The sequence below is a fragment of the Rhodococcus aetherivorans genome (genome assembly GCF_011058165.1).
GTDB classification, from domain to species: domain Bacteria; phylum Actinomycetota; class Actinomycetes; order Mycobacteriales; family Mycobacteriaceae; genus Rhodococcus; species Rhodococcus aetherivorans.
Window position 1 is genome coordinate 18,683 of the sequence record NZ_JAALEG010000027.1, and the last position, 26,655, is coordinate 45,337.

Below are 26,655 nucleotides of genomic sequence, written 5' to 3' on the forward strand. Positions count from 1 at the left end.
ATCTCGTCGAGGCGCTGCGACCGGACGTCGGCACCTATCCGCCACGGCCGTCCAGCATCTCCCGGGCCTTGACGGCCAGCCACCACTCCACCCGGGTGTGGATCGAGTCGAGGTCGCGGCCGGTGAGTTCGGTGATGCGGGCGAGCCGGTTCCGCAGGGTGTGCCGGTGGATGCCCAGCGCGGCGGCGGTGCTCTCGGCCTGGCCGTTGTGCTCGAGGTACGCGGCGAGGGTCTCGACCAGTCTTCCGCTCGATCCGTGCTTCGCGTCGTAGGCATCGAGTGCTTCGAGTCCGGTGCGGGCGATGGCCTGCAGCGCGTCCGGGTCCTGCATGCCCAGCAACACCGAGAAGGTACCGAGCTCGGCGAACTCCACCGGTGTCCGGCCCCCGTTCCGCGCTGCCCTGACCGCCGAGAGAGCCTGCTGCACACTGGTGTTCGCGTCCTTCACGCCGCACGGACCGCCCAGCCCGCACCGGACCGGCCGGCCGAGCTGCGCGCGGACCCGGTCCTGGACCCGGGTCGCGATCTCGCGTGCCCGGTCGGCCGGCAGAACCACGGCGACATCCGTGCCGACCGAGGCCGCCAGATGGGGTACGCCCTCCGCGGCGAGGACTGCGCCGACCTGCCGTTCCGCCGGCAGCAGCGGGCCGACCTCCGTCAGCACGGCGACGGCGACGGTGTCGGTCGGTTCGAACCCGAAATAGCGGAGCAGGCCGGCGTCCATGCGTTCGGGTGCGTCGAAGAGTGTCCGGGTGACGACGGCCCGCAGCCGCTGTTCTGCGCTCTGCACCTTCGCGGGCTTGCCGAGCTCGATGGAGATCAGCGACACGGCGTGGGCGAGGAGCAGACGGTCGGCCGGCGGGAGCGGCTCCGCGGTGCCGACGGCGAGGTATCCGTAGAGGTCCTGGGCCGCCGCGATGCTCTGAACGGTGTAGTGCCCCGCGGCGTCGGCCAGCACCTTGCTCATCTGCCGCCGCCGCGGAGATCGGGACGCCGACTCCGCCACCCCGCGCGCATGCCGGACCGCCCGCGTCGTGTCGGACCCGTATTCGGCGAGTACGCGATCGTCGGCGTCGACGACGGCGACGGCTCCGGCGAGGGCCTGACCGAGCGCGGTCACGACCGCGGGCACACCCCCGCGCAGTGTGGCCCGGGCCAGCCGCTCCTGCTGATCGACGACCCGCTGCACCGCGCGGACCTGGTCGGCGGTCAGTTCGTCGATGACCGCCCGGGTGATGGCGATGAACGGCGTCGAGGCGGGCACGGCGAGCACCGGGAACCCCAGCGCGTCACCCGCGGCGCGCAGACCGTCGGGCACGCGGTCGAACCGGGTGCCGGTGTCGAACGCCAAGGCCACGCAGCCGGCCCCCACCAGACCCTGGAGGTACGCGAACTGCTCGTCGGCGCCGGCGCCGATCTCCAGTCCGGTGGTCATCACGAGCTCTCCACCCGAGAGCCACGGGGTGGGGTCGGGAAGCTCGATCGGATGCGCCCACTCGATGACACGGTCGGCTCCGTCGCGACCCGCCACGAGAGTGAGCCCGAGCTCCGGCAGCGTCGTGAGCCGACGCACGGTGATGGCCATGATGACGATCCTTCCCCGCACCGGGCGGCTAGGAGGTGGGGTGTTCGGCGAGGACCTCGAGGGCCAGATGCACGTCGGTGACGTCCCGGGGGGAACGCAGGGACCGGCCCAGCAGGTCCTCGACTCGTTTCACCCGGTGCCGCACGGTATTCGGATGCAGGTTCAGCTCCCGCGCCGTCCGCCCCACGTCCAGGTCCCGGGCCAGGTGGAGCACGAGGAAATCGACCAGGTCGTCGTGGCCGTCGAGCAGTGGGGCCAGGACCGCGGTGGCGCGCGCGAGGGCGGGCCCCGGGTCGCGGCCCGCCAGCAACCAGTCCGCGAGGCTTACGTCCTCGAAGCGCTGGGTGCTGCGGCCGAGCCGTTCCGCGGCCCGTCGCGCCCAGCGCGCCTCGCGCAGTTTGTCGGGCCCGCGCGCGGGATCGGTGAACGGCTCGCTCGAGCCGCACGTCAACCCCTGCGGAAGGTTGTTCGACCAGGAGTCGAGAGCCTCCGCCCGGGCGGGGACCACTCCGACGAGGCCCCCCTCGCCCCGGGCGAGCAGCAGGGTCAGCCCGATGTCGCGGGCCAGCCCGGACACGTCCGTTTCGACGGCATCGAGCAGCGAGTTCGCCCGGAACACCCATCGGCGGTTGTCGTAGTCGGGTGCGGCGGACAAGGCCAGCATCCGCATATCGGGCTCGGGGCCGAACCGCAGCATCTCGAGCTGGTCCAGGACGGTGTCGGAATCGGCCGGATCGCCCGACGCCAGCGCCCGCACCAGTGCGGCGTGCCGCGCGCGGTTCTCGATGGTGGCGCGCTGGCGGGTGCGTTCGATCGTGTTGAGCAGCCTCAGCGACACCTCGACGGCGGGCGCGGTGAGCGGATCGGTGAGTTCGTTGCTCTTGGACGCGAGGGCGAACCAGTAGTGCTGGCCGCCCGGCGAGATCGAGTGCGCGCTCACCGACCATCGGCCCACCCGGAACAGCAGCCGGCCGTCCCGGCCGCGCAGCTGATTGCGGATCAGGTGCACCGGTGCGCCACCCGCCGAGGCCACGACGTCGCCGACCTCGTTGTAGAGGACCACGCTGCTGCGGAGCAGCCCGGCGAGCCGGGCCACGAGGTCGGCCTCCGGGGACTCGGCCGTCATCGCCTCGAGCAGGTGGTTCTGCATCTGCAGCGTGCGGCGCAGCAGCATCGAGTCCTGCGCCTGCGCCGCGGCATTGACACGTCCGACCACCTCCATGAACGGCAGTTCCGGCGGGATCGCCACCACGGCGAACCGATGGCGCTCGGCCTCGTCGAGCAGGGGCCGGGGGACGTCGTCGGTGATCACCCCGACGCCGTACCCGAGCGCGGCGATGCCGGACCCCACGAGCTCGCGGATCAGTTCGCGATAGGCCTGCTGCGGGTGCTCGTGGCCGGGGAAGCGCGAGCCGGTGGTGAGCATCATCGACCCCGGCCGCAGCCATCGGGTCGGGTTCTCGATCTCGATCGGGTGCGCGCCGGTGATTCCCACGTTGGGGTCGGCATCGGTCGCCAGCCGGAGCCCGAGGTCGGGTTCGAGCAGCAGGTCGACGAGCCGGAAACGGTCCGGAAGCATGCCCGACATCTTTCTCCCATGGGTGTGAAGATCTCCAACGATTCGGGGAACTCGATTCACTTTCTCCAATTGATGGCCCCGCGACCAGGCCGAATACTGAGTTCCACCCGACCCAGGAGTATGACGATGATCACATCCCGCAATCCCCACCTGCGCGTCGCCGTGGACGTCGGAGGCACCTTCACGGACGTGTGCATCTTCGACGAGAGCGCATCGACCACCCGCATCGCGAAGGTTCCCTCGACCCCGGACGATCCCATGCGCGCCGTGATCGACGGTGTGCGCACCGCGGGCATCGACCTGACCGAGGTGACCCTGTTCTCCCACGGCACCACCGTCGCGACCAACGCGCTCATCACCCGCAACTTCCCGCCCGCGGCCCTCGTCACCACCCGCGGGTTCCGCGACGTGCTCGAGATCCGCGACGGCACCAAGGACGAGTTGTGGGACACGTACGTCGACGTCGGCACCCCCTACATCCGCCGCCGTGATCGGTACGAGGTCACCGAACGCATCGACTACGCCGGCGAGGTCGTCACCCCGCTCGACGAGTCGGAGGTCCGGGAGATCGCCCGCATCCTGCGCCGCAAGAACATCAAGACCGTCGCGGTGTGCCTGATCAACAGCTACGTCAACAGCGCACACGAGCAGCGCGTGCGGGCACTGCTCGAGGCCGAGCTGCCCGACGTCACCGTCTCCACCTCCAGCGAGATCCTCCCCGAGATCTTCGAGTACGACCGCGCCTCCACCACCGTCGCCAACGCCGTGCTCGCACCCCTGGTCAGCGGGTACGTCAACCGGCTCGAAGCGCAGCTGCGCACCGACGGATACGACGGCGACCTGCTCCTGCTCCATTCCGGCGGGGGCTCGATGACCCCCGCGATGGTGGAGAAGTATCCCGTCCGGCTCGCCGCCTCCGGCATCGCCGCCGGCGCGATCGCCGTGGCCGACATCGCCACCCGCTGCGGATACCCCAACGCGATCGGCCTGGACATGGGCGGTACCAGCACCGACATCTCGCTCGTCTACGACGGCGAGGTCCGCACCACCAAGCAGTGGCAGGTCGAGTACGGCTTCCCCATCTCCTTCCCCAGCATCGAGGTGCTCACCATCGGCGCCGGCGGCGGATCGCTGGCCTGGCTCGACGAGGCAGGCTCGCTGCGCAACGGGCCGCAGTCGGCCGGCGCCTCCCCCGGACCCGCCTGCTACCTGCGCGGCGGCACCGAGCCGACGAACACCGACGCCAACGTGCTGCTCGGCCGCCTGGGCACCACCCTCATCGGCGGCGGCCTCACCCTGGACGTGGCGGCCGCGGAGAACGCGATCAAGCAGAGCGTGGCCGGACCGCTCGGTCTCGACGCCGACACCGCGGCCGGCAACATCATCCAGGTGGCCAACGCCAACATGGCGGATGCGGTGCGGCTGTTGTCCATTCGGCGCGGCTACGATCCGCGCGACTTCGTCCTCGTCGTCTGCGGCGGCGCGGGCGCCCTGCACGGCGCGGCCCTCGCGAAGGAACTGTCCATTCCGACCGTCGTGGTGCCGCCCCATCCGGGCATCACCTCGGCGCAGGGGTGCCTGCTCGTCGACATCCGGCACGACCTGTCGGCCATGTTCCAGGGCCGCGTCGACGAGGTCGACACCACCGCGCTCGAGCGCGAATTCCTGCGGCTCGAGCAGGAGGGCACGCAGCGTCTCCGCCACGAGGGGGTCGAACCCGAACGGATGGTCCTCGATCGTCATATCAGCATGCGCTACGCGGGGCAGTGGCGTTCGCTCACCGTCGCGGCCGGCAGCGGCCCCGGCTTCCTCGCGGAGGCCGTCGAGCGGTTCCACGAGGAGCACGAACGGGACTACTCGTTCCGGCGCGACGACACACCCGTGGAGATCTACCAGATCGGGCTGCGCGCGGTGGGCACCACGCCGAAGCCGAACTTCCCGCGCACCTCCGAACCCACCACCGCGGAGCCGGCGCCCGTCGAGCGGCGCAACGTCTACTTCGACGAGGCGCGCGGCCGGCTCGACACCCCCGTCTTCGACCGCGACACACTGGAATTCGGTACGCGCATCCCCGGCCCGGCCGTGATCACCCAGCTCGACTCCACCACCGTCGTCCCCCCGGGGACCACCGCCACGATCGACGAGTGGGCGAACATCCGCATCGACATCCAGGAGACCCGATGACCACCACGTCCCCCACCCTCGATCCGGTCACCTTCGAGGTCCTCAAGAACGCGTTCGCCACCTCGGTCGACCTGATGTCCGAGCAGATCCTGCGCACCTGCTACTCGTTCGTCATCTACTCGCGGGACTTCTCCTCCGCGCTCTGCGACGCCGAGGGCAACACCGTGATGCAGGGCAGCCAGGACATCGCGGTCCACGTGGGCACCCTCCACTTCCAGTGCAAGGCCGTGCTCGAGGAATTCGGCTCCGACATCAACCCCGGCGACATCTTCATGGTCAACGACCCCTACCGGGGCGGCACCCACCTCAACGACGTCAGCTTCGTCCGGCCCATCTTCGCCGACGGCGTCCTCATCGCCTTCGCGCAGAACAAGGGCCACTGGGCCGACATCGGCGGCAGCGTCCCCGGGTCGTTCGACGTGACCGCCACCGAGCATTTCGGTGAGGGCCTGCGGATCACCCCGGTCCGGGTGTGGCACGAGGGCCGATTCCTGGCGGACGTCGCGAAACTGCTCGTCGCGAACACCCGGTCCCCGGAGATCAGCATGGGCGACCTGCACGCCCAGGCGGAGGCCACGGGCGTGTGTGAACGTGAAATCCACCGACTCGTCGACAAATACGGGCGCGGTACCGTCACCGACGCGATGCGCGAGGTCCAGGACTACGTCGAGCGCATCGTGCGCAGCCGGGTCGCCGACCTGCCGGACGGCACGTGGACCACCGAGGACTACCTCGACTCCGATCCCGCCCGGCCCGAGGGGCTCGTCCCGATCCGCGTCACCATGACGATCGAGGGCGACCAGCTCAGCTACGACCTGACCGGCAGCGCACCGGCGGTCGCCAGCTTCCTCAACAGCGGCTACGGCACCGCGTTCTCCGGGATCGTGGCGGGCACCAAGTCGTTCTTCCCCGACGTGCCGCTGAACTCGGGCCTGTACAACGCGATCCGCACCGACCTCGGACCGGAGGGCACCGTCGTCAACGCGGGCTGGCCGCACGCGGTGACCGGGTTCTGCTCCGGTCCCTACGAGAAGATCATGAACGCGATCTTCGAACTGTGGTCGAAGGTCGTGCCCTCCCGCGCCATCGCGTGCTCGTTCAACCTCGAGTACCTGCTCGTCGGCGGCCGCGACGCCCGCACCGACGACCGGCCGTTCTTCATGTGGTACGACTGGATGGCCGGCGGCTGGGGCGGACGCAGCTCGAAGGACGGATCGAGCGCCACCGCACCGGTGTTCGGAATCGGCCTGGCCGTGCAGCCGTGCGAGGGGCAGGAACGCCTCACCCCCGTGCTGACCAGCGAGCACGCCATCATCACCGATTCCGGTGGACCCGGGGAATACCGCGGCGGGTGCGGCCTGTCCAAGGGCGGCATCCTCACCGACAGCGACAGCAGCGTGATGTCGTACTGCTGTGACCGTTCCCGCTCGGTCACCTGGGGCATCGAGGGCGGCCTGCCGTCCATCCCGCACGGTGTGTGGCTCAACCGCGGCACCCCCGAGGAGCGCTTCCTCGGGTCCGTGTTCTCGAATGTGCCCGTCCAGTCCGGAGATTCGTTCGAGCGGCCGTCGGCGGGCGGTGGTGGCTACGGGGATCCGCTGCAGCGGGACCCGGACGCCGTGCTCGAGGACGTGATCGACGGGTACGTCTCCGTCGAGCGCGCCGCCCTGGACTACGGCGTCGTCGTCGTGCCGGTGGACCCCGAGATCGACCGCTACGAGCTCGACCACGACGCCACCGAGCGCGTCCGCGAGGAGATCCGCGTGTCGCGCAAGGGCTGGCTCGACGAGGACCCCGAAGCCGTCGCCGGCCGCTACCGCAGCGGTGAGCTGTCCATGCTCGATCTCGTGCGCCGCTACGGCGTGATCGTCGACTGGGGCACCGGCGAGCTGCTGCCCACGACCACCGCCCAGTTCCGCGATCTGCTGCGGACCCGCTCCGTCGCACACTGGTCCTGAATCCCCGTTGCGGGGCAGTGACACCGCTGCCCCGCAACGGTTTTCGCGCTCTCCACCCTCCCTCGAAGCTCCCCTGCCGAACCTCCCGCCCCCGGTGCTGCGGGCGGTCGTGCGCCCCTGCGCCGGTTCGGATTCCCTCCCCCCGAGAGGCGACCCCATGTCCGATCACCTCACCGAATCTGCTCCCGGATCCCCCGCGGAGCGGGAAATCGTGCCCGAATCCGGGCGTCTGTCCCGCTGGTCGCTGACGATGGCCTGGTGGGCCATGTTCAGCGCCATGTTCTGGCTCTACATCGCGGTTGCCTCGGCCGGCGCGGTCGGGGTACCGGCCACCCTCGCCGGGATGGCTGCCTCGATCGCCACCTTCGGCGTCGTCAATCTGGTGCTCTCCCGCTATGCGATCCACACCGGCCTGTCGGTCGAGCTGCTGTCCCGGCGCATGTTCGGCGCCGTCGGCTCACTGCTCGCCCCGGCGCTGTTCGCGGCCACCGCGCTCTACTACGGGGTCTTCGAGGGTTCCATCGTCGCCGTGGCTCTGCAGGAGTACTTCGGCGGCGACATCAGGCTGTGGTACCTGCTCTGCACGGTGTACATGATTCCCGTGGTGATCGGGGGTGTCGCCGCGTGGCTCGACAAGCTCAACGGGATCCTGCTGCCGTTCTATCTCGTCGGCATGGTCGCCGTCGTGGTGGCCGCGACCGTGCGCCAGGGCTACCCCACCGGATGGCTCACCGCCACGGTGGCATCGGGTCCGCTTCCGGGCTGGCTCACCGCCTACCTCGTCTACATGGGCGTCTGGGTGCTGATGATGTACACCTTCGACTACGCGAGGCTCGGTCGCCGCACCGACGCCGCCTTCCACGGCACCGTCACCTTCGGCTGGGTGTTCTATGCGCTGACCTTCGGTGTGAACGGGCTCGTCGGCCTCTATCTCCTCGGCGCCTGGGACATCGCCGGAACCGAGACCGGCGTGGTCGAGGCGGTCGTCGGCTCCCTCGGCTTCGCGGGGGTGCTGCTGATCATCGTGTCCCAGACCCGCATCAACTCGGCCAACTTCTATCTCGCCTCCACCAACCTCCAGGTGTTCGTCCACCGGGCACTGCGCATCGACGTGCCCCGAGCGGTGTGGGTGGTGGTCACCGCCGTGCTCGCATACCTGCTCATGCTCACCGACGTGCTGGGGTACCTGCTGCAGGCCCTCGCCTGGCAGGGCGTGCTGATCACCGCCTGGGTGGCGATCGCGGTGGTCTACGTGCTGCGGGATCGGGGCCACGCCATGCCCCGCACCGCGTCCGGTGGGGCGCTGGCGTGGCTGATCTCCTCGGTCGCCGGCATCGCGCTCACCGTGCAGGAGGTCAGCGCGACATGGGCGCAGCTCGCCCCGGTGGTGACGGTGCTCCTGGCCGCGGGCAGCTACGTGCTGCTCACCCCGCGCGCGGGCGCGACGGTTCCCGCGCCGTCGGGCGACGAAGCGTCGCCGGACGCGCCGCAACCGGTCTGAATCCGGCGGACAATCGCCGCCACGGCGAGTGTGACACCGGCCCCTGTACGCGGCGGCCATGTCGTGGGTCACATCACGGCCATAGTGTTCTCCCATCCGAGCGACAGCGCCGCCGTAACGCCGGAACCGGCACACGACGGCGGCCGCACATCAGGTCTCGAAGGGAGTGCCGTGCATACCGATCCACCGGCCGAAAGGTCCGACACCCTGGGCCACGCGCTGAAGAAGCGCCATCTCACCATGCTGTCCATGGGAGGGGTGATCGGGGCCGGGTTCTTCGTGGGGATCAGCGCGATCATCGGTCAGGCCGGCCCCGGCGCCATCCTCACCTGCCTGATCTGTGGGCTGATCGTCTTCCTGGTCATGCGCATGCTCGGGGAGATGGCCGTCGCCAAGCCCTGCACCGGCTCGTTCACCGAATACGCCCGCGACGCCATGGGCAACTGGGCAGGCTTCGCCACCGGCTGGCTGTTCTGGTACTTCTGGGTGGTCGTCGTCGGGATCGAGGCCGTGGTCGGGGCCACCCTGCTCGGCCGCTGGCTCCCCGGCGTGCCGCTGTGGCTGATGGCCGCCGGCCTGCTGCTGATCATGACCGTCGTGAACCTGTTGTCGGTCGGCAACTTCGGCGAGGCCGAGTACTGGTTCGCCGGGATCAAGGTCGCGGTGATCATCGCGTTCCTCGTCCTGGCCGGTCTCTACGTGCTGGGCGTCTGGCCCGGGGCCGAGCTGTCCTTCGGCAACCTGACCGCACACGGCGGCTTCCTGCCCCACGGCTTTACCCCCGTCATGGTCGGGGTGGTCGCCGTCATCTTCTCGATGACGGGGGCCGAGCTCGTCACGATCGCCGCGGCCGAGTCGAAGGAGCCGGCCGCGGCGATCCGCCGCGCCACCAGCACCGTCGTGTTCCGGATCCTGGCGTTCTTCGTCGGCGCGACGTTCCTGCTCGTGACCATGCTGCCGTGGGACAGCTATGTCGTCGGCGAATCCCCGTTCGTGGCCGCCCTCGACGTCCTGGGCATCCCCGGGGCCGCCGAGATCCTCAACTTCGTGGTGCTGGTCGCCGTGCTCTCGTGCCTGAACTCCGGGCTCTACACCGCCTCGCGCATGCTGTTCGTGCTCGGTGCCCACCGCGACGCACCCGCGTGGATGACGGCCGTCAACTCCCGCGGTGTCCCGCTGAAGGGCGTGCTGTCGTGCACGTTCGTCGGATACGTGTGCATCGTTGCGGCCTACGTCTGGCCCGACACGATCTTCCTGTACCTGGTCACGTCGTCCGGTGCGATCTGCCTGTTCGTGTACATCATGATCTGCCTGTCGGAGCTGGTGCTGCGCCGCCGCTGGGAACGCACGTCGCCGGAGATCCTGCAGTTCCGGGTGTGGCTCTACCCGGTCCTGCCGGTCGTCGTCACGGCGGTCATCGTCGCGATCCTCGTCGGCATGTGGTTCACCGGCGCCCGCGCCGAACTGGTGCAGTCGCTGATCGCGCTCGCGGTCATCGTCGCCGCGTACCACCTCAAGACCCGGTACCTGCGCCGGCGCGGGGGCGAACGGGCCACCCCGCCGGGGGAGAGGGCGCTGGCCCGGGCGATGCACGTCGACGCGGAGCCGCGACCCGGCGGGCCGCAGCCCGCCCCCTCGGGCAATCCGGCCCACTGACGATCCGCTCCGCGCCGCCGGCTGCAACGACAGCCGGCGGCGCGGTGTTGTGCTCGGAGGACAACACCCCGTCGGAACTCGAGCCCGCGAGGCCGTAGTCGCGACGTGATCCCCGTCACTACCGTTGTGGTCAGCCGAAGAGAAAAGGACCGACGGTAGTGACGATCGAATATCTGGTGTGGCACCGCGAATCGGACCGGCCCTGCGTGCGGGACGACGACCGGGAACTCACCTACGCCGAATTTGCCCGCAGAGTCGACGGTTTCGCGGCGCAACTCCAGCAGCACGGGATCGCTGCGGGTGACGTCGTCGCGGTGATGCTGCCGAACCGGGCCGAACTCCTCGTCGCCCTCATGGCGGCGTGGCGGCTGGGTGCGACGGCCACCCCCGTCAATCCCGCGTTCACCGCGACCGAGGCCGAGTACCAGATCGACGATGCGGGAGCCGTACTCGTCCTGGGCGCCGGTCCCGACGCCCCGTCGGGCGGCCGCCCGCTGATCCACGTGGACGACATGGCTACCGCCCCGCCGGCCGGATGGTCGGCCGGCGCCGATCCCCGTCCCGACGACACCGCCCTGCTGATCTACACCTCCGGCTCGACCGGCCGCCCGAAGGGCGTGCAGCTCGCCCACGCGAACCTGCAGTTCATGGCCGACTCGTTCCGCACGCACCTGCAGCTGACCGAGGCCGACCACTGCCTGCTGATCCTGCCGCTGTTCCACGTCAACGCGATCGCGGTCAGCTTCCTGGCGCCGATCCTGGCCGGGGCGCAGCTCAGCATCACCGGCAGGTTCTCCCCGGCCCGGTTCTTCGACGACGTGGCACGGCTGCGGCCGACCTACTTCTCGGCCGTGCCCACCATCTACGCCCTGCTCGTCTCCCAGCCGCTGGACACCCCGGTGGACACCTCGTCGCTGCGCTTCGCGATCTGCGGCGCGGCCCCGATCTCGAAGGAACTTCTCGATCGGGTCGAGCAGCGCTTCGGCCTGGTCGTGGTCGAGGGCTACGGGCTCACCGAGGGCACCTGCGCGTCGGCGTGCAACCCGATCGACGGCCCCCGCAAGCTCGGCACCGTCGGCCCCGCGCTGCCCGGCCAGCAGATCGCCATCGCCGGACCCGACGGGCGGCACCTGCCGGCCGGTGCCACCGGCGAGGTGCTCATCAAGGGGCCCAACGTGATGCGCGGTTATCTCGGCCGACCCGAGGAGACCGCCCGCACCGTCGTCGACGGCTGGTTGCACACCGGCGACGTCGGCCGGCTCGACGAGGACGGATACCTCACCCTCGTCGACCGCATCAAGGACATGATCATCCGCGGCGGGGAGAACCTGTATCCCAAGGAGATCGAGAACGCCCTGGCCACGCACCCCGCGGTCCTCGAGTCCGCCGTGATCGGCGCGCCGCACGAGGTGTACGGCGAGGTTCCCGTCGCGTACGTCGTGACCTATCCCGAGCGGACCGTCACCGACTCCGAACTGCTCGCCCACCTCGCCGAGCGGTTGACGAGGGTCAAGGTGCCCGCCGAGGTGCACGTCGTCGCCGCCCTGCCGCGCAACCCCGTCGGCAAGATCGACAAACCCGGCCTGCGGCGCAGCCACGGTGCTCCCGTGCACGCCTGACCGCTCCCGAGGACACCACACGCTCCACCCCGACTCGCCGGCCCCGGGCCGGTGGGGCGGCAACCCCTACCCGAAAGGCGAATTCCCATGGGTTTCAAGACCGGCCACTTCCCGGAAGTGGACCCCGCCACGTTCCGCGACCTCCCGTTCCGGGATCGGTTGCGGGCCATGTCGACCCACTGGGTCGACTACGGATTCGGCACGCCGAAAATGGTGCACACCGTCTACATCCTCAAGCTGCTGTTCCTCTACATCGGCGCCGGCACCGCCCTGGCGACGCTGACCTCGGGCCTGTCGTGGCTCGACGTCTCGTCGTGGTGGAACCAGCCGATCGTCTACCAGAAGCTGATCCTGTGGACCGTGCTGCTCGAGGCGCTCGGTCTCGCCGGGTCGTGGGGGCCGCTCGCCGGGCACTTCAAGCCGATGACCGGTGGCTTCCGGTACTGGCTCAAGCCCGAGACGATCCGGCTCCCACCGTGGCCGGGCAAGGTGCCCGGCACGTCCGGTGACCGCCGCACCGTCGGCGACGTGGCGCTCTACGCCCTTCTGCTCGCCAATCTGATTGTCGCCGTCGTTCTTCCGGGTGTGCATTCCGCCTCCGTCGACGCGCTCGTCGCCGACAACGCCGGCCTCGTCCGCCCCGCGGTCGTGGCGCCGCTGATCGTGCTGCTGATCGTGATCGGCCTGCGGGACAAGGTCATCTTCATCGCCGCCCGCAGCGAGCAGTACCTGCCGGCGATGGTGTTCTTCACCTTCCTGCCCTTCGTCGACATGATCGTGGCTTTCAAGCTGCTCATCGTCACCGTCTGGGTCGGCGCCGGCGTCTCCAAGTTCGGCCGCCACTTCGCCATGGTGGTCCCCCCGATGATCAGCAACACCCCGTGGATGCTGTCCAAGCGGGTCAAGCGCATGCACTACCGCAGCTTCCCGAACGACCTGCGGCCCTCGCACCTCGGCAGCGGCGTCGCCCACGTCCTCGGCACGTTCGTCGAGATCGTCACCCCGCTGGTGCTGCTGTTCTCCACCAACCGCACGCTCACGCTGCTCGCGGTGCTGCTGATGGTGGCGTTCCACTTCTTCATCGCCTCGACGTTCCCGCTCGCGGTGCCGCTGGAATGGAACCTGCTGTTCGCCTACGCCACGGTCTTCCTGTTCTGGGGCTTCCCCGCCTGGGACGGCTACGCCGTGACCGACATGTCGTCGCTGTGGCTGGCGGGTGCGATCACCGCCGCGCTGTGCTTCTTCCCGGTCCTCGGCAACCTGCGCCCCGACCTGGTCTCGTTCCTGCCGTCGATGCGGCAGTACGCCGGCAACTGGGCCTCGGCCACCTGGGCGTTCGCCCCGGGTGCGGAGGAGAAGCTGAACCGGCACATCGTGCGGGCCGCCGAGAACACCCGCACCCAGCTGCTCGCGACCTACCCCGCCGACGTCGCGGACGTCGTGATGCACCAGCTCCTGGGCTGGCGGTCCATGCACAGCCAGGGCCGGGCGCTGATCTCCCTGATGATGCGCCACCTCGGGGACGACATCGACACCTACGACCTGCGCGAGGCCGAGTTCTCCTGCAACTCGATCGTCGCCTTCAACTTCGGTGACGGGCACCTGCACAACGAGCACCTGATCGCCGCGATCCAGCGGCGCTGCAACTTCGCGCCCGGCGAGTTCGTCGTCGCCTGGATCGAATCCCAGCCGATCCACAAGGGCACCCAGGAATACAAGGTGATCGACGCGGCCCTCGGCGTGATCGAACGCGGCACCTACAGGGTCGCCGACGCCGTCGCCGAGCAGCCCTGGTTGCCCAACGGGCCCATCCCGTTCGACGTGCAGTGGACAATGGACCGTGAGGGCGCCCACCGGGCAGCCGCACAGCGGGAGGTCACAGCGTGAGTACGGCGGTCGTGGTCGGTAGCGGACCCAACGGGCTCGCTGCCGCCGTCCACCTCGCCCGCAGCGGCGTGGACGTCCAGGTTCTCGAGGCAGCCGACGAGATCGGTGGCGGCACCCGCTCCGGCGAGCTCACCGTGCCCGGCCTGGTCCACGACCACTGCTCCGCCTTCCACCCCATGGGTGCCGGCTCCCCCTACCTGCAGACCCTCGGCCTCGATCGCTACGGGCTGCGGTGGCGGTGGCCGGAGATCGACTGCGCCCATCCCCTCGACGGGGGCGAGGCAGCCCTGCTGCACCGATCCCTCGACGTCACCGCGGCCGGCCTCGGCGAGGACGGCCCGCGGTGGCGGCGGATGTTCGCCGACCTCGCAACCGGGTTCGACGGGCTCGCCGCGGACCTGATGCGGCCGGTGCTCAACGTCCCGCGGCACCCGCTGCGGCTGGCGGCGTTCGGGCCCCGGGCCCTGCTGCCCGCCACGGCCTCGGCCCGCTGGTTCCGCACCCCCAAGGGACGTGCCCTGTTCGGCGGGGTCGCCGCTCACGCCTACCACCGGCTGGACCGGCCCGCCACGTCCGCCGTGGGTCTGATGATCACCGCCGCCGGCCATCGCTACGGGTGGCCGGTGGCGGAGGGCGGCTCCGCCGCGATCGCGCGGGCACTGACCGCGCAGCTCGCGGAGCACGGCGGCAAGGTGCACACCGGGGTCCGGGTCCGCCGTGCCGCGGATCTGCCGCCCGCGGACGTCGTGCTCCTCGACGTCGCCCCCGAGGCCGCCCTCGGCATCCTGGGCGACGCGGTACCCGCGCGGATCGCCAAGGCCTACCGCAGGTTCCGCCATGCTCCCGGCGCCTTCAAGGTCGACTTCGCGATCGACGGTCCCGTTCCGTGGGCCGACCCGGAATGCGGGAAGGCCGGCACCGTCCACCTCGGCGGCGAGTTCGCCGAGATCGCCCGGGCCGAACGGGACGTCGCGACGGGACGCATGCCGGAGCGGCCGTTCGTGCTGCTCGGCCAGCAGTACGTCGCCGACCCGACCCGCTCCCGCGGCTCCGTGCATCCGCTCTACGCGTACGCCCACGTCCCAGCCGGCTACACCGGCGACGCGACGGACGCGATCGTCGCCCAGATCGAGCGGTTCGCCCCGGGGTTCCGGGACCGCATCGTCGCCACCGCGGTCACCGCGCCCGCCGACCTCGCGCGACAGAACCCCAACCAGGTCGGCGGTGACATCATCGGGGGCGCCAACGCCGACCTGCAGGTGGTGTTCCGGCCGCGAATTGCTCTGGACCCCTACAGCACCGGGGTTCCCGGGGTCTACCTGTGCTCGGCCTCGACCCCGCCCGGGGCGGGCGCGCACGGGATGTGCGGCTACAACGCCGCGGAGTCGGCGCTGCGGCACCTGCGGAGCGCCGGCCGTGGCTGAGCCGGTGGTCTCGGGGCGGTCGACGGGCGCACCGTCGGCCGCCGACGAGGTTCGGCGCGTCGTCGCCGAGGTCGCGCGCCGGTTCGACGCCCGCCAGCGGGAGATCACCCGTTCCATGACCGCGATGATGGCGCGGGAGATCGCTCACCTCGACGAGGATCCGCATCTCGTCGAGCTGCTCGAGGCGAGCGTGCACGGCAACATCGCGACGATCATCCACGTGCTCACCAACGAGATCCCCGCCGAACACCTCCAACCCACCACGGCGGCAGTGGAATATGCGTTGCGGCTGGCGCAGCGCGACGTGCCGTCGCACTCGCTCGTCCGTGCGTACCACATGGGACAGAACGACCTCATGCGGCTGTGCTTCGACGAGGTGCGGTCGATGAACCTCCCGCCGCAGGTGACACTCGACGTCATCGAGCACATCTCCGCGGTGGTCTACCGGTACATCGACTGGATCACCCTGTACGTGTTCGACGCGTACGAGAAGGAACGGCGCCGGTGGTCGGCCGTGCGCGGCAACGTGCACTCCGCCCTCATCCACGGCCTCGTCGACGGATCCGAAACCGACGTCGCGGCGTTCGAGGCGGAGACCCGGTACCGGCTCGACCGCTGTCATGTCGGGGTGATCGTCTGGACGACAACCGAATCCGCGGACGGCGCGATCAATCCCCTGGACCGGCTGGTGCGCGCGGTGGCGGTGCACCTCGGGTCGGATGCCCCGCCGATCCTCACCGCCATCGACCGGCGCACGGTGTGGGCCTGGCTGCCGTTCGATCGGCACCGGCCGACGATCGACACGGCAGCACTCGATTCCGTCGTCCGATCCCATCCCGCCGGCCGCCTCGCGCTGGGCCTGCCCGGCTCCGGCCTCGCCGGTTTCCGGCGCTCGCACGAACAGGCCGAGGCCGCGTATTCGATCGCGGTGGCCCAGGCCACGTGCACCCGGCGGGTCATCGGGTTCGGGGATCGCGGCGTCGCCGTGGTGTCGCTGCTCGCCCGCAACCTCGACGCCGCTCGGGCGTGGGTGGGCGAGATTCTGGGCCCGCTCGCCGACGACACCGAGCAGGCCGCGATGCTGCGGGTCACGCTCGGCACCTACTTCGCCACCGGTGAGAGCCACCTGCACACCGCCGAACGGCTGAACCTGCACCGCAACACCGTCAAGTACCGGATCAACAAGGCCCTCGGCGACCCGACCCGCGCGCCCGCGGTGCACGACAAGCTGGACATCGCGCTGGCGTTGCAGGCGTGCGAATTCCTCGGGGAGGCGGTGTTGCGCTGACGCGCCGGGTATCCCGACTGTGACAACATCGGCACGGTCGGTCGATTCCAGGAGGCACCGTATGAGCATGCCCGGCGTGAAGGCACTCGTCTTCGACGTGTTCGGCAGTGTGGTGGATTGGCGCACCAGCATCGCGCGCGCGGCGGCACCGTTCCTGGCTCGTCACGGGAGCAGTGTCGAACCCGCGGAGTTCGCGGATGCCTGGCGCGCGCGCTACCAACCGGCCATGCAGGCGGTACGCGAGGGCAGGCGGCCCTTCGTGCGTCTCGACGTGCTGCACCGGGAGAACCTGGACGACGCCCTGCGCCGCTTCGGCATCGACCCGGCGGGCATACCGGGGCACGAACTCGATCAGCTCAACCGTGCCTGGCACGAACTGGATCCGTGGCCGGACGCCGTCGAGGGGCTCACGCGGCTGAAGCAGCGCTTCGTCGTCGCGCCGCTGTCGAACGGCAACGTCAGCATGATGGTCGATATCGCCAAGCGCGCGGGTCTGCCCTGGGATGCCATCCTCGGTGCGGAGGTCGCCCGGGCCTACAAACCCATGCCCGAGGCCTATCTGCGCACGGCAGACATCCTGGGCCTGGAGCCGGGCGAGGTGTGCATGTGCGCCGCCCACAACGAGGACCTGGCGGCCGCGCGCGCCTGCGGCCTGAAGACCGCGTTCTTCGCGCGACCCACCGAACACGGCCCGGCCCAGGCCACGGACCTGCACGCCGAACACGACTGGGACGTGATCGCCGACGACCTCGTCGACCTCGCGCGCCGCCTCGACGCCTGACGGCGCCCGTGCGCGCTTCTGGTAGCGGCTACTACCAGAAGCGCGCACGGGGTCAGGCGCCGATCAGGCCGTCGGACTTCCAGGCCGCGACGACGGCCGGGCGCGGTTGGGCGGTGCCCCCGTCGGGCCAGTGCGACGACGGGTTGTCCCACGTGGCGTCGTCGGTCTCGCCCGGGTGCTGCACGCACACCACGACGCGGTTCTCCTGCACGATCGGCCCGCACGTCTCCGCGCCGACGGGGACGGTGAGGAACTGCCGGGTCTCGCCGCGGCGCGGACCGTCGAGCACGACGCTGAACAGCCCGTCGTTGGACTTCAGCGCGTTGCCGTCGGTGGAGATCCACAGGTTGCCGTGCGGGTCGAACGCCAGGTTGTCCGGGCACGAGATCGGGCTGACCTGAGCCTTGTCGAAGCCGCCGAAGTAGGTGTCGGCGGCCTCCGGGTCGCCGCAGACCAGCAGCAGGTTCCATGTGAACGACGTGCCCGCGCGGTCGTCGTCGAGCTCGAGCACCTGCCCGTTCTTGTTGTTGTTGCGGGGGTTCGCCACGTCGGCCGCGGCCTTGCCCTCCTCGCCGCGCTTGGAGTTGTTGGTCAGCGCCACGTAGATCTTGCCGGTGACCGGGTTCGGTTCGAAGTCCTCGGGCCGGTCCATCTTGGTGGCCCCGACCTTGTCCGCGGCCAGACGGGTGAACACGGCGACCTCCTCGGCGGTCATGCCGTCGACCAGGGACTCGCCGCGGCCGTCCTCGGCGGTGCGCAGCAGCGGGATCCACTCCCCCGTGCCGGTGAACGTGCCGGAGGCGGGAAGCGTACCGCTGCCGTCGATCTCGTCCGGCGCATCACCGGTCAGCTTGGCCACGTACAGGGTTCCGGCGTCGAGCAGAGTCATGTTGTGCCGCATCGCGGCCTGCGACGTGCCGCTCTGCATCGTCCGGGAGGAGACGAACTTGTACATGTAGTCGAAGCGTTCGTCGTCGCCGCTGTAGGAGACGACGGTGCCGTCGCCGGTGACGTGGATCGTCGCGGCCTCGTGCTTGAACCGGCCGAGCGCGGTGTGCTTGACCGGCACGGACGTCGCGTCCCACGGGTTCACCTCGACGACCCAGCCGAACCGGTTGACCTCGTTGGGGGTAGCGACGATGTCGAAGCGCGGGTCGAAGCGCTCCCACAGCCGTTCCGAGGCGCCGCCCTCGAGGCCGTACCGGGCCAGTCGCTCGGCAGCCACGGGATCGGTGACGTTCTCGGCGTTCGCGAAGTACTGGTTGAAGTTCTCCTCGCCGGAGAGCACCGTGCCCCACGGGGTGAGCCCGCCGGCGCAGTTGTTCAGGGTGCCGAGCACGCGGGTTCCGGTCGGGTCGGCGGCGGTCTTGACCAGGTCGCTTCCGGCGGCGGGGCCGGTGAGGGCGAACTCGGTCAGGCCGGTGATCCGGCGGTTGTACGGGCCGAATTCGGTTGTGAGGCGCCCGGATCCGGCCTCGCCCTTGACCTGCACGACGGACAGCCCGTGGTTGGCCCAGCCGATGCGCACCTGCTCCTCGGTGGGGTTCTCGGCGTCGTAGCCGGCGAACATGAACGGCTCGGACGTGTACTCGTGGTTGACCACCAGCAGGTAGGTGTTCGGCACGCCGTCGACGGGCAGCAGCCCGGCGAAGTCGTTGTTGTAACCGAACTGCTTCTCCTGCGCGGCCGCGGTCTGGTTGCCGATGTCGAAGGCCGGCGCGTCGGGCAGCACCGGGTCACCCCAGCGGATCACGACGGCCTGGTCGTAGCCCTCGGGGACGGTCACGGCGTCGTCGGTGTTCGGCGCGACGGCGGTGAAGTCGGTGCCGGTGGGCACGGGGCCGAGGTCCGCCGGGCCCGCCGTCGTGGCGCCGCCGGTGCTGCCCGCGTCGTCGGAACACGCGGCGAGCACGCCGCCCGCACCGACCGCGAGAACCGCCATCGCTCCGCCGCGCAGCACGCCGCGCCGGGTCAGGGCGGTGCGCACGATGTCGCCGAAGTACTCGCCCCCGGAGGTGTTGGGCACCGCGTGGGAACACGCGTTGCCGCACTTGTAGCGGCAGGTGACGGCGGCGCGCGACGATGTGCCGTCGTGCGTGACGATCAGCGGCAGGGGCTTCGGACTCACAGGTACTCCCTCGTCGAATCGGTTCAACGCGGGCACCGTAGGAGACCGAAACCAGGTAAAGGGAACGAGAAGGTGAACGGGCGGTGAGCCCGCCCCTCGGCACATCCGCGCCCCGCCCGGTCAGCCGCGACATCGGACTGCTGTCGCGACCGACCGGGAATCGTGCGGATGCGGAACCCCCACCGAGGAGCGATCAGTCGTCGGCGATTCCGGTTCCGCTGAGCGCGGGGACGGTCTGCTCGGGGCGGCGCAGCGACAGTGCGGCCGTCTTGAACTGGACCAGCTTGTCGACGACGGTCTGCCCCTCGGGGGTGTGGCCCCAGATGCTGATGCCGCGGTGCGTGGTCGGCTCCCAGGTGGATTCGTCGACCACGATGGGGTTCCAGCCGACCTCCCACTCGAACCCGGACGGTGTGCGAGCGTAGTAGGACAGCTCGCGATCGTTTGTATGCTGGCCGACGCCGAGGGCCATCTCGAAGCCGAGTTCCTTGACACGCTGGTAGGACCGGGTCATGTCGTCGAGCTCGGTGACCTGGATGTTCAGGTGCTGGATCCGGGTGCGGACCGGGTCGACGGGAAGACCGCGGACCGCGGCGATCGCCACCGAGTGGTGGCGTTCGTTGACGCGCAGGAAGCGGATCTTGAGTTTGGCACCGCTGATGGTTTCGTCGATGTAGTCGGACAGCCGGGCGTCGAAGACGGTGCCGTAGTAGCCGTGCAGCGTGTGCGGCCGGGTCGAGGTGATCGCGACGTGTCCCATTCCCGATGCGCCGGTGACGAATCCGGCGTTGCTCATCGCCAGCGGCGTGGTGGTGGTGCGGGCACGGGTGAAGATCTCCTGGTCGATGTCCTTCGGCCCGGGGAAGCGCAGCAGGCGTTCGACGCCGCGCAGGGCCGCCTCCTCGTCGGTGCCTTCGGTGACCGGGACGCCGCGGTCGCGCACCCGGGCGACGATTCGGTCGAACGATCCGTGATCGTCGATCTCCCAGCCCAGGGCGGTGACGTCCTCCGCGTCGCCGCGTTGCAGCAGGAACCGGCATTCGTGGTCGTCGAGCCGAAATCGCATGGCCTGGGCGGAAAGCCGGTCGGCGTGCAGGCCGATCGCGTCGCGGCCGAAGCGGTGCCAGTCGGCGAACTTGTTCGTCTCGATGACGACGTAACCGAGGTGGACGGAGCCGAACAGCGAGTCCGCGGTGGTCATCGGGTGCTCCCGGTGAGGAAGGCCGTGGTGACGGCGTTGAAGAAGTCGGCGCGTTCCCACTGCACCCAGTGGCCGGTGTTCGCGGCGAGCAGCAGGTCGCAGTTGGGCATGGTGTGTGCCAGCATGCGGCCACCACTCGGACGATTGACCTTGTCGTCGGCGCCCCAGATCACCAGCGTGGGGGTGGCGAGCCGGCGCAGTCGCCGGTCGCGGGTGAAGTCCATGCCCCACAGCGTGCGCAGGGCGCCGGGCCCGGAGGGACGGCGCAGCGGCGGATCGGCCACCACGGCCGGATCGATGCTCGACCGGTAGCGTTCGTCGATCACCTCGTCGGGTACGGTGGCCCCGTCGAAGACCAGGTACTTGCGAATGAAGCCTTCGAGCTTGTCGCGTGAGGGACCGTCGCCGGTGTAGTACGACAGCAGCGATTGCAGGCCGGGAGTGGGCAGCCCGCGCGTGGTGCCGATGCCACCGGGGCCCATGAGCACCATCTTCTCGACCCGTTCCGGGGTGTCGAGAGCCAGGCGGAGGGCGCAGGCACCGCCGTAGGAGTTGCCGACCAGGTGGGCACGGCCGAGGTTCAGGGCGTCGAGCAGTCCGCGGATGTTGTCGGCGAGGTAGCCGAACGGATCGGACCGGTCGACGCCCTTGCTCGAGCGTCCGTAACCGGGCAGGTCCGGCACGATCACCCGGAAATTCCGGGCGAGCTCGTCGATGTTGCGGGAATAGTTGGACACCCCGGAGGCGCCGGGCCCGCCGCCGTGTAGCAGTAGTACCGCCGGCCCTTCTCCGGTTTCGGCGAAGAAGATGTCCTTGCCGGCGACGGTCACGGTGCGTTCGGTCAGCGCTGTGCGGGTCATGCGAGGGTCTCCGTTTCCTCGGAAAGGCGAATGGATGAGGCGGCTTTCATTCCCGGCGGGGGCGGCGCCAGGTTGGTGTCGGGTCCGGCGGCGGCGTAGACGACCCCGTCCGGCCGCAGGGCCAGGACGGTGGCACCCTTGGCGCGCATCCACCGGATCAGGGTGCCGTTCGTGTCGACGACGGTGTCGGCGGCCGGGGCGGCGCCGGGACCGGCCAGGCGGACGGTCGGTACGCCGGCGGTGCGCCAGCCGGGCCACGAGTCCGGCGAGCCGACATGCAGGATCGTCCATCGCCCACCGAGCACGTCGTCGAGGCGTTCGAGGCTGCCCTTCTCGTCCAGCACCCACGGCTGCGGTACGAGCCATCCCACCGCCGCCGACGCGACCGCCTTCGGGCCGGCCAGCAGGCCTCGGGGGTAGAAGGCGTCCGGGATCCACCGATTGTCGCGTAGCCATTCGGGAATCCCCGGTACCCGCATGGCAATCCGGAAGAACCGATCACGCACGGCCGCGAGTACAGGGTGCCGCTGGGTGATGAGCCGGCCCACCTTGACCGCGCGGTCGGTCACCTCCCGCACATGGGGCAGGCGTTCCAGTTGATAGCTGTCGAGGATCGATTCGGGCAGGGTGCCGTCGAGCACTGCGGCGAGCTTCCAGCACAGGTTTGCCACGTCGCGCACCCCGGCGGACATGCCCTGGCCGATCCACGGCGGCATCGCGTGGGCGGCGTCGCCGGCGAGGAAGACCCGGCCGACGCGCCAGCGGTCGGCGAAGCGCACGTGGTGGCTGTAGACGACTGCGCGGAGAATCTTCACCTGCGTGTCGGTGATGCCCTGGTTGTTGAGTACGCGCCAGATCGCTGCGTCGGTGACCAGTTCGTCCTCGTCCTCGTCGTCGCGGACCGGGAATTCCCACCGGTGGTGTCCGAGCGGTGTCGGGCAGTCCACGGTCGGACGGTCGGGGTTGCAGTGGAACCGGAGCCGATCGTGGCCCGGCCACTCCTGCAGCACCTTCGTATCGATGACCACCCACCGTTCGGCGTAGGTCCGGCCCTCGTAGCCGATCCCGAGCTGAGCACGGGTGGGGCTCGCGCCACCGTCGGCGGCGATCACGTAGGACGCACGCACGCGTTCGAAGGCGTCGTTCCGTAGGTCGGCCAGCATCAGCTCGACCCCGGTCGCGTCCTGGAGGACCCGCAGGCACTCGTGCTCGAGCAGGACATCCACGTTGGGGAATCGTTCGACGCCGCCGCGCAGCACTTTCTCGAGTGCGGGCTGGTAGATGAACTGCTGAGGCGGGTGACCGGATCCGTGGGACACCGGTGCGATCTCCGTGAACGGTGCGCCGTTCGCGTCGACGAAGGTAGCGGCGTTGCCGGGGAGCATGTCCTCCTGCAGGCGGTCCGCCAGGCCGACCTGCTGCCAGATTCGCAGCACCTCCTCGTCGGTGGAGATTGCCCTCGCCCTGCCGTAGATATCCGGATTGCGCTCGATCACAAGCACTTTCAATCCGATCTGGCCGAGGATGTTCGCGGCGGTCACGCCGGTGGGGCCGTAGCCGATGACGGCGACGTCGTAGTGCGGGATGTCGGTCACATCGAGACCTCTCGTCGAGCGGGGAAGGGTGTCGATCGGCGGGGTGGAATCCGGCCGCCGAAGATCAGGGATTGTTCCTGTAGTGGTCACTACAGTAAGCTGGCGTGCAGTGTGAGTCAATACACACCGTCGCAACCTGAGGAGCGCTCGTGGACGAGCAGAAGAGGACCCGGCAGCGCCGCGCGAACGGCGAGGAGTCCCGTCGCCGGATTCTGGACGCCGCCGTGGAGGTCGCCGCCGAGCGCGGCTACGAGGGCACCAGCATTGCGCTGGTGAGCAAGAAGTGCGGTCTGCCCGCGAGCTCGATCTACTGGCATTTCAAGGACAAGGACGAGCTGATCGCCGCGGTGATCGAGCGCAGTTTCGACACCTGGCTGTCCGGGTGGACCGTACCGGACGGCGACAACCCCCGCGAACGCATCGTGGCCCTGGCGATGCAGGTCGCGAAGACGCTGTTGGATTCACCGGACTTCCTGCGGCTGGGGCTGATGCTCACCCTCGAGCGGCGCCCGGTCGAACCGAGCGCCCGCACAATGTTCTTGCAGGTGCGTGAGCAAGCACGCCTCCGCCTCGTCGACGCAATCCGCGACCTCGCGCCCGGCCTGTCGGACGGCTCGGTCGCCCTGCTGACCACGTACGCGATGGCCGGCGCCGACGGGCTGTTCATCGCCAAGGAGATCGGCGGCGACAGCGTCGATCTCGTCGCCCTGTTCGAACTACACGCCCATTCGCTCTACGACGCGGCGCAGCGGTTGAGCACTTCCGAAGGAGGCTGACCTCGCGCACCGCGCCGGTGCGTCCTTTGGGCGGCTGGGGCAACCCGAAGGACGCACCGGCCGCGGAGCGGCCTACAGCACCTGCGACAGGAACTGCTGCAGTCGTTCGGTCTTCGGGGCGTCGAACAGTTCGTCGGGGGGACCGGTTTCCACGACCGCGCCGTGGTCCATGAACACCACCGTGTCCGACACCGAGCGGGCGAAGCCCATCTCGTGGGTGACGACCACCATCGTCATGCCGCCGGACGCGAGATCGGCCATCAGGGCGAGGACCCCCTTGACCAGTTCCGGGTCGAGCGCCGAGGTGGCCTCGTCGAAGAACATCACCTGCGGGGCCATCGCGAGCGCGCGGGCGATCGCGACGCGCTGCTGCTGCCCGCCGGACAGGTTGCCGGGGCGGGAGTCGGCCTTGTGCTTCAGGCCGACGAGATCGAGTTGTTCGAGGGCGAGCGCGCGGGCCTGCTCCTTCGACAGCCCCTTGAGCTTGCGGGGGCCGAGCGCGATGTTCTCGGCCACCGTCTTGTGCGGGAAGAGGTTGAAGTGCTGGAACACCATCCCGATCCGCTGCCGCAGCTCGTCGGGGTTGTCCTTCAGCACCGAGCGGTCGTCGAGGAGGATATCGCCGGCGTCGGGTTCGTGCAGCCGGTTGAGCACGCGCAGCAGGGTCGACTTGCCCGAGCCGGACGGGCCGATGACGGTGACGGTCTTGCCGGCGTCGACGTGGATGTCGACGCCGCGCAGCACCTTGTTGGTGCCGAAGGCCAGGTGCAGTCCGGTCCCGGTGAGGGACACGCTGTCCCGGATGGTGGTCGGCATCGGTCAGCCCCTCTCCACGACGAGTTCCTGCTCGAGCGGGTCGAGGGTGGCCTCGGGCCGGCCGGTGCGCAGGCGGTGGTCGATGTAGTTCACGAGATGAGTCAACGGCACGGTGAGGATGAGGTAGAACAGGCCCGCCGCGACGAGCGGCGAGAGGTTGCCGGTCTGCGCGTTCAGGTCGCGGCCGACGGCGAACAGTTCGCGCTGGGTGGCCAGCAGACCGAGGAAGTAGATGAGCGACGAGTCCTTGATGAGCGAGATGAACTGGTTCATCAGCGCGGGCAGCACGCGCCGCACGCCCTGCGGGATCACCACCAGTGTCAGCGCCCGGCGGTAGCTGAAGCCCAGGGCCCGGGCCGCCTCCATCTGCCCCGGTTCGACCGACTGGATGCCGGAGCGGAAGATCTCCCCGATGTATGCGGCCGCGAGCAGCGCCAGCGCCGCCGCGCCCAGCCAGTACGGGTTGTTGCCCGTGGCGCCCTGCACCACCGGGCCGAGGCCGAGGCCGACGAGCAGGATGATCACCACCGCGGGCAGGCCGCGGAAGATGTCGGTGTAGACGCGGGCGGGCCAGCGCAGCCAGCGGGTGCGCGATATCCCCGCCATGGCGAGCAGCATGCCGAGGACCGTGCCGGCGAGCCCGGAGGTCAGCGCCAGGATCAGGGTGTTCGGCAGACCGGTCTTCAGCAGATCCGGGAAGGCGTGCCGGTACAGCTCCCACGAGAAGAACGTCTCGCGCAGCTGTTCGAGCGTGGACTTCGGGGCCGTGGCCGCCGGCTCCTCGCCGCTGCCGGTGTTTTCGGCGGCCAGCGCCGCGAAGTCCGGCAGGTCGGGTTCCGGCGCGGCCTTGCTGCCGGGCTTCCAGCCCTCGGGCAGTTCCCGGGGGACCCATTCGGTGTAGAGCTCGGCCCAGGTGCCGTCGGCGATCACGGCGTCGAGCCCGGAGTTGAGCGCGTCGATCAGCTCCTGGTTCTCCCGGGACACGGCCCAGCCGACGTAGTTGTTGAGGCTGAACGTGTTCTGCACGATCGACGTCGGATCACCCGGCGCGATCGCGCCCTCGGCCTGCTGCGACGGCGCCACCCACGCGTCGATCTGGCCGGTCTTCAGGTTCGCGTACGCGGTGTTGTAGTCCGGGAACTTCACCGGATCGAGACCGAGGGTGTTGACGACGTAGTCGTCCTGGACGGTTCCCTGCACGACCCCGATGCGGGTGGACGCGTTCAGGTCCCCGAAGCCGCGGATGGGACTGCCGTTCTGCACGACCAGCGAGAAGTAGCCGAAGTCGTAGCCGTTGGTGAAGCCGACCAGCCGGCGACGTTCGTCCGTGGTGGTGATCGACGACGAGCCGACGTCGAAGCGCCGGCCGGCCACCTGGGCGAGCAGGCCCGCGAACTCGGTGCCGACGAACTCCACGCGGAGACCGAGTTTCTCGGCGATGGCCTTCAGCAGTTCGTTGTCGTAGCCGGTGAACTCGCCCTGGGAGTTCACGCAGATGCTCGGTGGCGCGTCGGAGAGCGTGCCTACGGTGAGCACACCGGGGGTGATGAGGTTCAGCCCGGAAACGTCGATCGACTCGAGCGGCACCACGCCCGGGGTGGTGTAGCGGTCCTCCGCGGCGGCGGCCGACGTGTCGAGATTGGTCGGTGCGGCGGAGGCCCCGCCGACCCCGGGCGGGGAACACAGGTCCTGGGGAGCCGACGGTCGACCACCGCCCGAGGAACAGGCCGTCGCAGTCAGCGCCAGGAGCACCGCCAGGAGCAGCGCCGCCACGGTGCTCCGTTTCGCCATCACGGATTCGGGCATGGTGGGAGCCT

Annotated in this window: 18 protein-coding genes; 10 read left to right on the forward strand and 8 right to left on the reverse strand. The window is 69.8% G+C overall.

What is annotated here, in order from left to right:
• Positions 1-34: 34 nt before the first annotated feature.
• Together G6039_RS13105 and G6039_RS13110 are read right to left on the reverse strand one after the other, a co-directional pair.
• Positions 35-1,585: a PucR family transcriptional regulator gene (locus tag G6039_RS13105; RefSeq protein WP_043800995.1), complete on the reverse strand. Its 1,551-nt coding sequence runs from the start codon at positions 1,583-1,585 to the stop codon at positions 35-37.
• 28 nt (positions 1,586-1,613) lie between these two features.
• Entirely contained in the window at positions 1,614-3,173 is a 1,560-nt protein-coding gene (locus tag G6039_RS13110; protein WP_006932166.1) for a PucR family transcriptional regulator, read from the reverse strand.
• Positions 3,174-3,284: 111 nt separating this feature from the next.
• On the opposite strand from G6039_RS13110, the gene G6039_RS13115 reads away from it, so the two are divergent.
• From G6039_RS13115 to G6039_RS13155, 9 genes are all read left to right on the forward strand, one after another.
• Positions 3,285-5,348 (forward strand): hydantoinase/oxoprolinase family protein, encoded by a 2,064-nt coding sequence (locus G6039_RS13115; RefSeq protein WP_029546737.1) that lies wholly within the window; start codon positions 3,285-3,287, stop codon positions 5,346-5,348.
• Positions 5,345-7,306, forward strand: coding sequence for a hydantoinase B/oxoprolinase family protein (locus G6039_RS13120; protein ID WP_043800993.1), 1,962 nt, complete (start codon positions 5,345-5,347; stop codon positions 7,304-7,306). Before G6039_RS13115 ends, G6039_RS13120 begins: the two co-directional genes overlap by 4 nt.
• A 157-nt stretch (positions 7,307-7,463) precedes the next feature.
• On the forward strand, positions 7,464-8,807 hold the full coding sequence (locus tag G6039_RS13125) for a purine-cytosine permease family protein (protein WP_043800990.1): 1,344 nt from the start codon (positions 7,464-7,466) through the stop codon (positions 8,805-8,807).
• 171 nt (positions 8,808-8,978) lie between these two features.
• Complete coding sequence (locus tag G6039_RS13130) at positions 8,979-10,463, forward strand: amino acid permease (protein WP_043800986.1); 1,485 nt, start codon at positions 8,979-8,981, stop codon at positions 10,461-10,463.
• A 158-nt stretch (positions 10,464-10,621) separates the two neighbouring features.
• Positions 10,622-12,082 carry a class I adenylate-forming enzyme family protein gene (locus G6039_RS13135; RefSeq protein WP_043800984.1) on the forward strand — a complete coding sequence of 487 codons (1,461 nt, stop codon included), beginning with the start codon at positions 10,622-10,624 and terminating at the stop codon, positions 12,080-12,082.
• 87 nt (positions 12,083-12,169) lie between these two features.
• The gene (locus G6039_RS13140) at positions 12,170-13,969 is read left to right on the forward strand and encodes a DUF3556 domain-containing protein (RefSeq protein WP_043800981.1); all 1,800 of its coding nucleotides are present in this window, start codon (positions 12,170-12,172) and stop codon (positions 13,967-13,969) included.
• Entirely contained in the window at positions 13,966-15,393 is a 1,428-nt protein-coding gene (locus G6039_RS13145; protein ID WP_043800979.1) for a phytoene desaturase family protein, read from the forward strand. Before G6039_RS13140 ends, G6039_RS13145 begins: the two co-directional genes overlap by 4 nt.
• Complete coding sequence (locus G6039_RS13150; protein ID WP_006932182.1) at positions 15,386-16,681, forward strand: PucR family transcriptional regulator; 1,296 nt, start codon at positions 15,386-15,388, stop codon at positions 16,679-16,681. The genes G6039_RS13145 and G6039_RS13150 overlap by 8 nt, the downstream gene beginning before the upstream one ends.
• A gap of 61 nt (positions 16,682-16,742) precedes the next feature.
• Complete coding sequence (locus G6039_RS13155) at positions 16,743-17,462, forward strand: haloacid dehalogenase type II (protein ID WP_006932183.1); 720 nt, start codon at positions 16,743-16,745, stop codon at positions 17,460-17,462.
• Between the two features lie 52 nt (positions 17,463-17,514).
• Here G6039_RS13155 and G6039_RS13160 read toward each other — a convergent pair whose 3' ends face one another.
• The 4 genes from G6039_RS13160 to G6039_RS13175 all read right to left on the reverse strand — a co-directional run bounded on the left by G6039_RS13160 (position 17,515) and on the right by G6039_RS13175 (position 23,246).
• A complete protein-coding gene (locus G6039_RS13160; RefSeq protein ID WP_043800976.1) occupies positions 17,515-19,590 on the reverse strand; it encodes a PhoX family protein in 2,076 nt (691 codons plus the stop codon).
• Between the two features lie 193 nt (positions 19,591-19,783).
• Complete coding sequence (locus G6039_RS13165; RefSeq protein WP_043800973.1) at positions 19,784-20,791, reverse strand: VOC family protein; 1,008 nt, start codon at positions 20,789-20,791, stop codon at positions 19,784-19,786.
• Entirely contained in the window at positions 20,788-21,651 is an 864-nt protein-coding gene (locus G6039_RS13170; RefSeq protein WP_006932188.1) for an alpha/beta fold hydrolase, read from the reverse strand. The genes G6039_RS13165 and G6039_RS13170 overlap by 4 nt, the downstream gene beginning before the upstream one ends.
• The gene (locus G6039_RS13175) at positions 21,648-23,246 is read right to left on the reverse strand and encodes a bifunctional 3-(3-hydroxy-phenyl)propionate/3-hydroxycinnamic acid hydroxylase (RefSeq protein WP_029546734.1); all 1,599 of its coding nucleotides are present in this window, start codon (positions 23,244-23,246) and stop codon (positions 21,648-21,650) included. Before G6039_RS13175 ends, G6039_RS13170 begins: the two co-directional genes overlap by 4 nt.
• Before the next feature lie 149 nt (positions 23,247-23,395).
• On the opposite strand from G6039_RS13175, the gene G6039_RS13180 reads away from it, so the two are divergent.
• On the forward strand, positions 23,396-24,022 hold the full coding sequence (locus tag G6039_RS13180) for a TetR/AcrR family transcriptional regulator (RefSeq protein ID WP_029546733.1): 627 nt from the start codon (positions 23,396-23,398) through the stop codon (positions 24,020-24,022).
• Between the two features lie 72 nt (positions 24,023-24,094).
• Here G6039_RS13180 and G6039_RS13185 read toward each other — a convergent pair whose 3' ends face one another.
• Together G6039_RS13185 and G6039_RS13190 are read right to left on the reverse strand one after the other, a co-directional pair.
• The gene (locus tag G6039_RS13185) at positions 24,095-24,838 is read right to left on the reverse strand and encodes an amino acid ABC transporter ATP-binding protein (protein WP_006932194.1); all 744 of its coding nucleotides are present in this window, start codon (positions 24,836-24,838) and stop codon (positions 24,095-24,097) included.
• 3 nt (positions 24,839-24,841) lie between these two features.
• Positions 24,842-26,644, reverse strand: a complete 1,803-nt coding sequence (locus G6039_RS13190) for an ABC transporter substrate-binding protein/permease (protein WP_043800970.1) — start codon at positions 26,642-26,644, stop codon at positions 24,842-24,844.
• Between the last annotated feature and the right edge of the window lie 11 nt (positions 26,645-26,655).